The sequence below is a fragment of the Mesorhizobium sp. M0601 genome (assembly GCF_040320845.1).
Taxonomy (GTDB): domain Bacteria; phylum Pseudomonadota; class Alphaproteobacteria; order Rhizobiales; family Rhizobiaceae; genus Mesorhizobium.
This window is the reverse complement of the sequence record NZ_JAMYQK010000004.1, coordinates 180,737-193,053: the sequence shown is the minus strand read 5'-3', so window position 1 is coordinate 193,053 and position 12,317 is coordinate 180,737. Positions and strand designations below refer to the sequence as shown.

At 62.0% G+C, this 12,317-nt stretch carries 9 protein-coding genes; 6 read left to right on the top strand and 3 right to left on the bottom strand.

The genetic code is table 11. From position 1 onward, the window contains the following. Positions 1-420, top strand: a complete 420-nt coding sequence (locus NKI41_RS06705) for an MAPEG family protein (RefSeq protein ID WP_352542385.1) — start codon at positions 1-3, stop codon at positions 418-420. A gap of 12 nt (positions 421-432) precedes the next feature. On the opposite strand, the gene rnd is transcribed toward NKI41_RS06705, so the two are convergent. Together rnd and NKI41_RS06695 are read right to left on the bottom strand one after the other, a co-directional pair. Then, a complete protein-coding gene (rnd, locus tag NKI41_RS06700) occupies positions 433-1,584 on the bottom strand; it encodes a ribonuclease D (protein WP_352542386.1) in 1,152 nt (383 codons plus the stop codon). Positions 1,585-1,676: 92 nt separating this feature from the next. Continuing rightward, complete coding sequence (locus NKI41_RS06695; RefSeq protein ID WP_352682078.1) at positions 1,677-2,906, bottom strand: MFS transporter; 1,230 nt, start codon at positions 2,904-2,906, stop codon at positions 1,677-1,679. A gap of 390 nt (positions 2,907-3,296) precedes the next feature. Between NKI41_RS06695 and NKI41_RS06690 the strand changes: the two genes are divergently transcribed. The 4 genes from NKI41_RS06690 (at position 3,297) to aspS (ending at position 8,388) form a co-directional block, all read left to right on the top strand. Then, a complete protein-coding gene (locus NKI41_RS06690; RefSeq protein ID WP_352682076.1) occupies positions 3,297-4,565 on the top strand; it encodes an ABC transporter substrate-binding protein in 1,269 nt (422 codons plus the stop codon). A gap of 68 nt (positions 4,566-4,633) precedes the next feature. Further along, positions 4,634-5,506 carry a carbohydrate ABC transporter permease gene (locus tag NKI41_RS06685; protein WP_352472057.1) on the top strand — a complete coding sequence of 291 codons (873 nt, stop codon included), beginning with the start codon at positions 4,634-4,636 and terminating at the stop codon, positions 5,504-5,506. A 52-nt stretch (positions 5,507-5,558) separates the two neighbouring features. Then, positions 5,559-6,383 (top strand): carbohydrate ABC transporter permease, encoded by an 825-nt coding sequence (locus NKI41_RS06680; RefSeq protein ID WP_352682074.1) that lies wholly within the window; start codon positions 5,559-5,561, stop codon positions 6,381-6,383. 214 nt (positions 6,384-6,597) lie between these two features. Then, positions 6,598-8,388 (top strand): aspartate--tRNA ligase, encoded by a 1,791-nt coding sequence (gene aspS / locus NKI41_RS06675; protein ID WP_352682160.1) that lies wholly within the window; start codon positions 6,598-6,600, stop codon positions 8,386-8,388. Positions 8,389-8,468: 80 nt separating this feature from the next. Here the strand turns inward: aspS and NKI41_RS06670 are convergent, their stop codons facing one another. Continuing rightward, the gene (locus tag NKI41_RS06670; RefSeq protein ID WP_352682072.1) at positions 8,469-9,662 is read right to left on the bottom strand and encodes an aq_1923 C-terminal domain; all 1,194 of its coding nucleotides are present in this window, start codon (positions 9,660-9,662) and stop codon (positions 8,469-8,471) included. Between the two features lie 360 nt (positions 9,663-10,022). Between NKI41_RS06670 and parC the strand changes: the two genes are divergently transcribed. Beyond that, positions 10,023-12,275 carry a DNA topoisomerase IV subunit A gene (gene parC / locus NKI41_RS06665; protein WP_352682070.1) on the top strand — a complete coding sequence of 751 codons (2,253 nt, stop codon included), beginning with the start codon at positions 10,023-10,025 and terminating at the stop codon, positions 12,273-12,275. The last annotated feature ends 42 nt before the right edge of the window (positions 12,276-12,317 follow it).

Sequence of the window (12,317 nt, the reverse complement as noted above, 5' to 3'; positions counted from 1 at the left end):
TTGAACCAGACCGCGATCTTCTGGCCGATGCTGGCGCAGGTGCTGCTGGTCTATATCGTCTACGTCGTTATGGGCCGGCGCCGCCATGGTGCGGTCAGATCGGGCGAAGCCAAGGCCGGCCAGTTCAAGACGCGCTCGACGGAGCCAGGTTCCAGCGTCACCGTCGCCGACAATCTGAGCAACCAGTTCGAACTGCCGGTGCTTTTCTACGTCTTATGCTTGACGCTGCACGTGACCAATGGCGTCAATTATCTGACCTTGGCACTGATGTGGATCTTTGTCGTCTCCCGCTATCTTCACGCATCGGTCCACTTGACCAGCAATCAGCTGATCCTGCGCAGCAGGGCATTCTACCTGGGCGCGGTGGTTCTTGCACTTGGATGGATATGGCTAGCGGTGCATCTGCTCGGCTTGGTCTGAGCAAGCTCAATGCTACAAATCGAACACAGCGATCTTGCGCTTGTCGAACCTGATGGCGAGTTCACCGCGCACCAGCTTGAGCGCGGCCTCGCCGAAGACGGCACGCCGCCAGCCTTGCAATGCCGGCACGTCGGCTTCGTCGCCCTCGGCAGCGATGCGGTCGATGTCGTCACTGGAGGCGAGTACCTTCGATGCGACGCCTTCCTTTTCGGCAACGATCCGCAGCAGCACCTTCAGCAACTCCGCCGCGGCGCTTGACCCCTCCGGCGGCTGGAAGCTCTTCGGCAGCTTCGGCATCTCTTCCCTGGGCAGGGCAAGGGCAGCGTTTACCGCGCCAAGCAGTGCCGTCGCCGTCGACGAGCGCTCCCAGCCCTTCGGCGTGGTACGCAGCTTGCTCAGTGCCGCAGCGTCGCGCGGCGCCTGCTGCGCCACTTCGTAGATAGCATCGTCCTTGAGCACCCGGCCGCGCGGCACGTCGCGCTCGCGCGCTTCGCGTTCGCGCCAGGCGGCCACCGCCTGCACGATCGCCAGTTCCTGCGGCTTGCGCAGCCGCATCTTGAGCCGCTTCCAGGCATCCTCGGGATGCGGATCGTAGGTCTCGCGCGAGGTCAGCACGTCCATCTCCTCGTTCAGCCAGTGGGCGCGGTTTTCCCGCACCAGCTCGGCACTGAGATGCTTGTAGACCTCGATCAGGTGGGTGACGTCGGCGAGCGCGTAGTCGAGCTGCTTTTCGGACAGCGGACGGTGGCGCCAGTCGGTGAAGCGCGAGGACTTGTCGAGCCGCGCTCCGGTGATGCGCTGCACCAGCTGGTCGTAGGAGACGCTGTCGCCGAAGCCGCAGACCATTGCCGCAACCTGGGTGTCGAACACCGGATGCGGCACCAGATCGCCGAGATGCACGATGATTTCGATGTCCTGGCGCGCCGCATGAAAGACTTTGACGATCGCCTCGTTGGACATCAGCCTGAAGAACGGTTTCAGGTCGATGTCGGGCGACAGCGGATCGATCAGCGCGGTCACCCCGGGCGCTGCCATCTGGATCAGGCACAGGATCGGCCAGAAGGTCGTTTCGCGAATGAATTCGGTATCGACGGTGACGAATTCCGCCTTTTCGAAAGCGGCAATAGCGGTCTCGAGTTCTTTCTGGGTGGTGATGACGTGCATCAAATCGCTTTTGGCAAGGGATAGGGTCTCTTTCAATTTCAGCCGCGCGCGCTTTCGTCAAGCGCAAGCACCTCTATCCAGGCTTTGCGGGTTCATCGGGGATCGGCATTCCGCTTCGCCAGCCGGGCAAAAACCGTCGAAGTGCGCAACAGCGCCGTAAAACGGCTGCGATGGGTGGCCGGCACGGCGGAGCGCGCCTGCATCCGGTAAAGGATGACGGCCACGAAGATCGCATAGACGGTGGCGCTGAACACGAACAGCGCGCTCGGCCCGAAAAATTGCATCACCGTCGAGGCTGCGAACGGCCCGCCGATGGCGCCGAAGGAATAAAACAGCATCAAGGCCGCGTTGATCAGCACGAACTCGCCCTTGTCGGCGCGGTCGTTGGAATGCGCCGCTGACAATGAATAGAGCGGCATGGCGAAGCAGCCGAAGATGAAGACGAGCAGGAAGTTGAGAAACGGGCTGCCGCCTGCCACGAATGCCAGCGCCAGTGCCGCCACCATCGCGCAGCACGTCGTCATCAGCAGCACCGAGCGCCGGTCCCAGCGGTCGGAGAGATAGCCAAGCGGGTATTGGATGATGGCGCCGCCGAAAATGCCGACGCTGACGAAGGTGACGACGTCGGCGACCGACATGCCGATCTGCTCGGCATAGACCGGCGACAGGGTGCGGAAGGCGCTGTTTGTGACGCCGACGGCGATACAGCCGAAGCAGCCGAGCGGCGAGATCCGCCAGACGCGCGCCAAATCGAGCTTGACGTCTTCCGGCGGCGTCGGATTGGAGCGGTCGCCGAGCGAAACCGGCACCAGCGAAACGGTGATCATCATCGACATGATGGCGAAGATGGCAAAGCCGCCGGCGCCAAAGATAGGGATCAGGAACTGGGCGCCCGTCACCGAGCCGATGTCGACCATCCGGTAGATGGCAAGCACCCGCGCCCGGTCGGTGTTGGTGACGCCGGAATTCAGCCAGGCTTCCATGATGGTGAACAGGCCGGCAAAGCAGAACCCGCCGGCAAAGCGCACGGCGCACCACATCACCGGATCGATGACCAGCACCAGAAGCAGCGTTCCCGCCGAGGCGATCGCCGCGAGTGCCGAAAAGGCGCGCACATGGCCGACGGACTTCATGATGCGGGTCACGGCAAGGCAGCCGAGCAGGAAGCCGGCGAAATAGAACGTGCCCATCAGGCCGATCGAGGAAGCGGGAAAACCTTCCTGCGCACCACGCAGCGCAATCAACGTGCTCTGCAGGCCGTTGCCGCCGAGCAGGATGCCGGCGGCGATCAGGAGGGGGATCAGCGGGCGGATGGAGGACATGAAGGAAAGCCTGTCGTTGATCCTTCTTGAACCATCGCCTTCGCCAATGCCAGCGGCAATTCCCGGTGGCGTTGGGGCCAGCCGGGGGCCTTAATGCATGTCGCGCAAAAGTGTGCAGCGGTTTTGCGATAACGACATGCATAAAAACAAGAACCTAAAGCGCGTCGCCGACGCCGATCGAACGCGACACGTTTTAGGTGCATTAACGAGGGGGAACTTGCGCTACCGCGTGGCGCCGGACCCTCCGTGTTGGGAACCAAGGCGTATCTTTGTAGTTCAGTGCTGGTAGGCGAATACGCGTCTTGTGAGCTGCCGGTGTGCGGAGATGGTGTCAGGCATCGACGTCGTTTCTGCTGCCCGGCCTGAAGCTCCAAAGGGAGGTCCGCCATCATGAAATTTCATTCCGCATTTGCGGCATTTGCCGTGGCCGCAGTTCTGGCGGCCGGGCCGGCGCGGGCTGTCGACCTCGTCATGGTGTCCGGAGATACCGGCAACGGCCAGAGAATCCTTCGCGAGATCCTCGATCAATACGAGAAGACGACCGGCAACAAGGTTAGCGTCGTTCCGCTGCCCCCCTCGGCGACGGACCAGTTTGGCCAATACCGGCTCTGGCTTGCCGCCGGAAGCAGCGACGTCGACGTCTATCAAACGGACGTCATCTGGGCCCCCCAGCTTGCAAGGCAGTTCATCGACCTGACCGAAGCGACCAAGGATGTCGGTGGCGCCCATTTCCCATCGATCATCAAATCGCAGACCGTGGACGGCAAGCTCGTCGCCTTGCCGATATTCACCGACGCTCCGGCGCTCTACTACCGCAAGGATCTCCTCGACAAATACGGCGCCAGGGTCCCGGCCAGCTGGGCTGAACTTGCCGATACCGCCAAGCTTGTCATGGATAAGGAGCGCGCGGCCGGCAACAAGGACATGTGGGGTTTCGTTTTCCAGGGCAACGCCTATGAGGGGCTGACCTGCGATGCACTCGAATGGGTGAAGTCGAACGGCGGCGGCCAGATTATCGAGCCGGACGGCACCATCTCCATCAACAATCCGCAAGCAGCTGCGGCGCTGGAAATGGCGAGGAGCTGGGTGGGAACCATCTCACCGCCCGGCGTTCTGGCCTACCAGGAAGAAGAGTCGCGCGGAGTCTGGCAGACCGGCAACGCCGTCTTCATGCGCAACTGGCCCTACGCCTACGCGCTTGGCAACAGCGAAAGCTCCCCCATCAAAGGCAAGTTCGAGGTGACGACGCTGCCGCCGGGGTCTGGTGAGGGCGCGCACCCGGCAGCAACGCTTGGCGGCTGGAATCTCGCGGTTTCCAAATATTCGAAGAACCCGGATGCAGCGATCGAGCTGGTCAAATGGATCGCCTCGCCTCAGATGCAGAAGTACCGCGCCTTGAAGGGGGCATATCTGCCGACCATCCAGGCACTCTATGATGATGCCGACATCGCCAGCGCCCAGCCGGTGATTCCGCGCTGGAAGGAAGTCGTCCTCAACGCGGTGCCGCGTCCCTCGGCCCAAGCCAAGAGCCGGTACAATGAGGCATCGAGCGAGTTCTGGACCGCCGTCCACAACACCATTTCCGGCGAGGGCACAGCCGCCGACAACCTTGCCGATCTGGAGTTCTCCTTGACCAGGCTCAAGGGCACCGCCTGGTGACCTCGCCGCGCTCAGGCTCGCTGCTGGCGCGTCAACGTACGCGCTCGGCATGGCTGTTGCTTGCCCCGATGCTCATCGTGCTCGCCGCCGTTGCCGGTTGGCCGTTGATGCGCACGATCTATTTCGGCTTCACCGACGCCTCGCTCGCCGACCTCGAAGCCCGCCGCTGGGTTGGCTTCGCCAACTATTTCTCCGTCGTGCAAATGCCGAGCGGCCGCGTCGTCTATGACGGGCTGCTCGCCGATCCGGTCTGGTGGCGCGCCGTCTGGAACACGGTGCGCTTCGCGGTGATTTCGGTGACCTGCGAGACGGTGCTCGGCATGATCGTCGCGCTGGTGCTCAACGCCAGGTTTCGCGGCCGCGGTATCGTGCGCGCCGCGATCCTCATCCCTTGGGCGATCCCGACGATCGTCTCGGCGAAAATGTGGCAGTGGATGCTCAACGACCAGTTCGGCATCATCAACGACGTCCTGCTCAAGCTCGGCCTGATCAGCACCAAGATCGCCTGGACGGCCAGCGCCGACACGGCGATGGTCGCCGTCCTTGTTGTCGACATCTGGAAGGCAACCCCCTTCATGGCGCTTCTCATTCTCGCCGGCCTCCAGATGCTTCCACAAGAAATCTACGAGGTCGCCAAGCTCGACGGCGTCGGCGCGTGGAGAATTTTCTGGAAGATCACTTTGCCGCTCATCCGACCGGCGTTGATGGTGGCCATGATCTTTCGCGGTCTCGATGCCCTGCGCATCTTCGATCTGATCTACGTGCTTACGCCAAACAACATACACACCAAGTCGATGTCGGTGTTTGCCCGCGAGAGCCTGTTTGAGTTCGACAAGTTCGCTTCCGGTTCCGCCGCCTCGACGCTTCTCTTCCTTATCCTCGCTCTGCTGACCATGCTCGTTCTTTGGCTCGGCCGGATACGACTGGACAAGGACTATTGACCATGGGGACTATTGACCATGGGGGACTATTGATCATGGGGGACTACTGACCATGTGGATCGTCAAGCGCACGGCTTTCTACCTCCTCGTCGCCGTTATCGTCGTCGTCGCGGTGTTCCCGTTCTACTACGCCATCATCACCAGCCTGAAATCGGGGACGGCGCTCTTCCAGATCGACTATTGGCCGAAGACGATTACCTTCAGCAACTACAGGACCGTGTTCACCGAGGGGACCTTCCTGCGCAACCTCGTGAACTCGCTTTTCATCTCGAGCGCCGTTGTCGTCATTTCGCTGTTCCTCGGCGTCACCGCCGCCTATGCGCTGGCGCGCATCCGCTTCCGCGGCCGCTCGGCTCTGCTCCTCATTATCCTGTCCGTTTCGATGTTCCCGCAATTGGCGGTGCTTGCCGGGCTTTTCGAGCTGATCCGCATCTTCGGCCTCTACAATTCGCCGTTCGCGCTGATCTTGTCCTACATGATCTTCACCTTGCCGTTCACCGTCTGGGTGCTCACCGCCTTCGTTCGCGACCTGCCGATCGAGCTGGAGGAAGCGGCGATCCTCGATGGCGCCACGCCCTGGATCATCATCAGCCGCGTCTTCCTGCCGCTCATGTGGCCGGCGCTGGCGACCACCGGGCTTCTCGCCTTCATCGGTGCTTGGAACGAGTTCCTGTTCGCCCTGACGTTTACCTCCAGCAACGAGCAGCGAACCGTGCCGGTGGCGATCGCGCTGCTCTCCGGCAGCTCGCAGTTCGAGATCCCGTGGGGCAACATCATGGCCGCATCGGTGATCGTCACCGTGCCGCTCGTCGTCCTCGTTCTCATCTTCCAGCGCAAGATCATTTCCGGTCTCACGGCGGGCGGGGTGAAGGGGTGAGTGCATAGTTGAACTGCGGGCACAGAGCAGCGAACTCAGATTGACGCCTCGAGCATAAATTGATGCCGGTGGGAAAGGGGCGGGAAGAACGCGAACTCGACCCGGCTGCCGCTTGCCTTGACAAATGCACCCTCTCATGTGCTTTTCGCGCAAATTTTCAGGCTGGGCCATCATGCCTTGGCCGCAACCCAACATCCGGACTTTAAGAATGACAATGCATCGTTACCGCAGCCATACCTGTGCCCAATTGAGGAAGCTCGACGTCGGCTCGACCGTTCGCTTGTCGGGCTGGGTGCATCGCGTGCGCGACCATGGCGGCCTGCTGTTCATCGATTTGCGCGACCATTACGGCCTGACCCAGATCGTCGCCGATCCGGATTCGCCCGCCTTCAAGATTGCCGAGACCCTGCGCGGCGAATGGGTCGTCCGCGTCGACGGCGAGGTCAAGGCGCGCCTCGCCGACACCGTGAACCCTAATTTGCCAACCGGCGAGATCGAAGTCTTCGCGCGCGAGATCGAGGTACTGTCGGCCGCCAGGGAATTGCCCCTGCCGGTCTTCGGCGAGCCGGATTACCCAGAGGACATCCGCCTCAAATACCGCTTCCTCGACCTGCGCCGCGATACCCTGCACAAGAACATCGTCGCGCGCACCAAAATCATCGCCGAGATGCGCAAGCTGATGGGCGAGGTCGGCTTCACCGAATTCTCGACGCCGATCCTGACCGCCTCGTCGCCGGAAGGGGCGCGCGACTTTCTGGTGCCGTCGCGCATCCACCCCGGCACTTTCTATGCGCTGCCGCAGGCACCGCAGATATATAAGCAGCTGATCATGGTGTCCGGCTTCGACCGCTACTTCCAGATTGCGCCCTGCTTCCGCGACGAGGACCCGCGCGCCGACCGTCTGCCGGGTGAATTCTACCAGCTCGACGTTGAGATGAGCTTCGTCGAGCAGGAGGATGTGTTCACCACCATGGAGCCGGTGATGCGGGGGGTGTTCGAGACCTTTGCCGCCGGCAAGCCGGTGACGGAGAAGTTTCCGCGCATCGCCTATGATGTCGCCATGCGCAAATACGGCACCGACAAGCCGGACCTGCGCAACCCGATCGAGATGCAGGCCGTCTCGGATCATTTTCGCGACTCTGGCTTCAAGGTATTTGCCAACATCCTTGCCAACGATCCGAAGGCCGAGGTCTGGGCCATTCCGGCCAAGACCGGCGGGTCTCGCGCCTTCTGCGACCGCATGAACTCATGGGCGCAAGGCGAGGGTCAGCCCGGCCTCGGCTACATCTTCTGGCGCAAGGAGGGCGAGAAGCTCGAAGGCGCCGGGCCGCTGGCCAAGAACATCGGCGAGGAGCGCACGGAGGCGATCCGACAACAACTCGGCCTCGCCGATGGCGATGCCGCCTTCTTCGTCGCCGGTGATCCGAAGAAGTTCGTCTCCTTCGCAGGAGCGGCGCGCACCCGCGCCGGCGAGGAGCTCAATCTTGTCGACCGCGACCGCTTCGAATTGTGCTGGATCGTCGACTTCCCGTTCTTCGAATGGAACGAGGAGGAGAAGAAGATCGACTTCGCGCACAATCCTTTCTCGATGCCACAAGGCGGCATCGATGTGCTTAACGGCGAGGATCTGCTCGGCATCAAGGCGTTCCAGTACGACATGGTCTGTAACGGTTTCGAGATCGCCTCCGGCGGCATCCGCAACCATCTGCCCGAAACCATGGTCAAGGCGTTCGAAACCGTCGGGCTGGACCGCGCGACGGTCGAAGAGCGCTTCGGCGGCCTTTATCGCGCCTTCCAGTATGGCGCGCCGCCGCATGGCGGCATGGCGGCCGGCATCGACCGCGTCGTCATGCTTCTGGTCGGCGCCAGGAACCTGCGCGAAGTGACTATGTTCCCGATGAACCAGCAGGCCTACGACCTGTTGATGAGCGCGCCGTCGGAAGCCAGCCCGCAGCAGCTTCGCGAATTGTCGCTGCGCGTGGTGGCGACGAAGAAAGAGGTTTAGGAAACGCTCCGAACCGGTGCTGTTGATTCATAAAAAAGCCCGGCATCGCTGCCGGGCTTTTTGCTTGAAGCCTGTCTCGGTCAGTCTTCGTTTGCCGTAACCGTCACGCCGAGCGTTTTCGGCAGGTCGAGCGGGTTGGACATGGCGCCCGCCATGATCAGCGCGAACGGCACCGCTGCCGGCGGCTCGGCCGAGACCTCGATGCTTTGCGGATCGTCGAGGAACTTGTTGACCGCGGCCGAAACCTGCGCGGTCAGTTCCGGATTGTTGAGCTGCGCCATGCCGAAGGGCACGATCGCCTTGGCCTGGTTGGCGATGTCCTTGCCGGACATGCCTTGCTGCTTGCCGGCATAATCGAGCACCTTTTTGGTCAGCGAATCGTCGTCGAAGCGGATCGAGGCGCTGTTGAACGAAAGCTGCTGCAGCAGCCCGAGCATGGCCATGCCTTGCGCCGAATTGTCCGCGCCTTCGGCCTGCGCTGCCATCTTCTTCTGCATGTCCTGCAGTGATTTGATGACGTCCAGCGTGTAGCCGCCGAGATCGAAGGTCATGCCGAGCGTGCCGGCATTGTCGACCGATATTTCGTATTTCGACAAGTCCATCCTGCCGTCGGTAGGCTGCCAGGTGCCTTCCATCTCAAGATTGCCTGTTATGTTCTGGTAGCCGAGCGCGTTGATGACTTCCTTGGACTTCGGATCTTCGACCAGGGTCAGGTCGGCAGCGAATCTTTCCGTAGTGCCGGAAAACGCCATGGCCTTGCCGTCGGCCGGCGGCGTGATTGCGATGGCAAGCCCGTCCATCGAGAAAGCAGTTTTGTCAGCCACTTTGACTGTCATGTTGTCGAGCTCGGCCGATTTGTACATCATCAGCGAGCCCAGCGGACCGGTTGCGCCTTCGGCCGGAACCGTCATGTCGTGGATGACGAAGGGGCTGAGATTGAGCGTGACGCCATCTTCGCTGTGTTCGAACGGCGACGTCGATACGGTCGCGATTTGATAGCCGCCATTGGCTTCGGTCACACCTTCGAGCTTGACGTCGCCGATCTTGAGCGCCTCCTTTTCGGCCGCCGGTTTGACCGCTACGCCTTGCAGAACCATGCTGGAGGTGTCGCCGGTTACTCCGGTCCAGGAGAGGTCGACACCCTGCGCGGCGAGGGCAGCCTTCAGCCGGTCGGCGACCGCGGTATCCTGCGCGAACGCCGCATTCAGCGGCAGCGTCAGCAAAAAGGTCGAAAAAGCCAGTCTCTTAATAAGTGTCGAGTGTCTGATCGTCATCGAGAGCTCCCCTGAGAGTGTCCTGAAATTCTTTTCAAATCGTCGCGTCGTCACCATTCGGTGACGAACTGGACCGGAAAAAGGCGGGCCTCGGCACAATGGTCGAAAATCGCGGCCAAAGGCAAACCCGATCCATTAGCCTTGCGATAGAAGCAGGATGTAACGGATTGATGTTGGCCGGCGTCGCGACGCTTCCAATCCTGTTGCATAATGGATGTCGCGCAACGGTTTTGCGGTAACGACATGCATCAAAACAAGGGCCTAAAGCGTCGCATGGGCCGGTCGAACGCGATGCGCTTTAGGAGCACGCATACCGGTGTGCCTCTTGCCGCGAATCACCCGCTCGGCTAGTGCCAGCCCATGGGAAAAAGGCTTTTGCCGCCCGAGAGTGGCGGCGGCGACAATATCGAGCCGGTCGATCTGAAGAAGGCGCTGGAAGAGCGCTATCTCGCCTACGCGCTGTCGACCATCATGCACCGGGCGCTGCCGGACGTGCGCGACGGATTGAAGCCGGTGCATCGTCGCATCATGCATGCCATGCGCCTGTTGCGGCTCAACCCCGACCAGGGTTTTGCCAAATGCGCCCGCATCGTCGGCGAGGTGATGGGCAAATTCCATCCGCATGGCGACCAGTCGATCTACGACGCGTTGGTGCGGTTGGCGCAGGATTTTTCGATGCGCTACCCGCTGGTCGACGGGCAGGGCAATTTCGGCAATATCGACGGCGATAACGCCGCCGCCATGCGCTACACCGAAGCGCGCATGACCGAAGTGTCGACGCTGCTGCTGGAAGGCATCACCGAGGACGCGGTCGATTTCCGCCCGACCTACAACGAGGAAGACGAGGAGCCGGCCGTGCTGCCCGGCGCCTTCCCGAATCTGCTCGCCAACGGCTCGTCCGGCATCGCCGTCGGCATGGCGACCTCGATCCCGCCGCACAATGCGGCCGAGCTCTGCGACGCCGCGCTTCACCTGATCGATCATCCGGATGCGCCCGTCACCAAGCTGATGGATTTCGTGCAAGGTCCGGATTTCCCGACCGGCGGCATCATCGTCGACAGCCGAGCCTCGATCCTCGAAGCCTACGAAACGGGTCGCGGCGGCTTTCGCGTCAGGGCGAAGTGGAGCCAGGAGGACCAGGGCAGGGGCACCTGGAACATAGTCGTCACCGAAATCCCTTACGGCGTCCAGAAGGCCAGGCTGATCGAAAAGATCGCCGAGCTCTTGATGGCGCGCAAGCTTCCGTTGCTCGAGGATATCCGCGACGAGAGCGCCGAGGACATCCGCGTCGTGCTGGTGCCGAAGAGCCGCTCGGTCGATCCCGGCATCATGATGGAATCGCTGTTCAAGCTGACCGAGCTCGAAAGCCGCTTTCCGCTCAACATGAACGTGTTGTCGCGCGGCAAGGTGCCGAACGTGCTGTCGCTGAAAGGTGTGCTCAAGGAATGGCTGGAGCACCGCCGCGACGTCCTGATCCGCCGCTCCAAGCACCGCCTCGGCGAGATCGAGAGGCGGCTGGAGATCCTCGCCGGCTATTTGATCGCCTACCTCAACATCGACGAGGTGATCAGGATCATCCGCGAGGAGGACGAGCCCAAGCAGGTGATGATGGTGCGCTGGTCGCTGACCGACACCCAGGCTGAAGCCATCCTCAACATGCGGCTGAGAGCGCTGCGCAAGCTCGAGGAATTCGAAATCCGCGAGGAATTCAATGGCCTGACCGGCGAGAAGAAGCAGATCGAGGCACTGCTTGCGTCCGACGCCAAGCAGTGGGCGACGATCAAGTGGGAAGTCGCCAATGTTCGCCAGAAATACGGGCCCGACACCGAGATCGGCAAGCGCCGCACCGAGTTCGCCGACGCACCCGAGCATGACCTGACCGATATCGCCCACGCCATGATCGAGCGCGAGCCGGTCACCGTGGTCGTTTCGGAAAAGGGCTGGCTGAGGGCCATGAAAGGTCATCTGACCGACCATTCGGCCCTGACCTTCAAGGAAGGCGACAGCCTCAAGCTCGCCTTCCACGCCCAGACGACCGACAAGGTGCTGGTCTTCACCACCGGCGGCAAGTTCTACACGATCGGCGCCGACCGGCTGCCGGGTGGGCGTGGCCACGGCGAGCCGATCCGCATCATCGTCGACATGGACAACGACCAGGATATCGTCACCGCTTTCGTCCATGATCCCAAGCGCAAGCTGCTGCTGGTGTCGCATGACGGCAACGGTTTCATCGTGCCGGAAGAAGAAGTCGTCGCCAACACCCGCAAGGGCAAGCAGGTGATGAACGTCAAGGCGCCCGACGAAGCCCAGCGCTGTGTGAGCGTCGCCGGCGACCATCTCGCCATTGTCGGCGAGAACCGCAAGATGCTGGTGTTCCCGCTGGCCGAGATCCCCGAGATGGGACGCGGCAAGGGCGTGCGCCTGCAGAAATACAAGGATGGCGGTGTCCTCGACCTCAAGACCTTCACGCTGGCAAGCGGCCTGTCCTGGCAGGATTCGGCAGACCGCACCTTCACCAAATCGCGTGACGAGCTTGCCGAATGGATCGGCGCCCGCGCCTCGGCCGGCCGCATGGTGCCGAAGGGTTTCCCGAGGACTGGCAAGTTCGGGTGAAGCGGTAATCTCCCCCCTCGAGGGGGAGATGGCCGGCAGGCC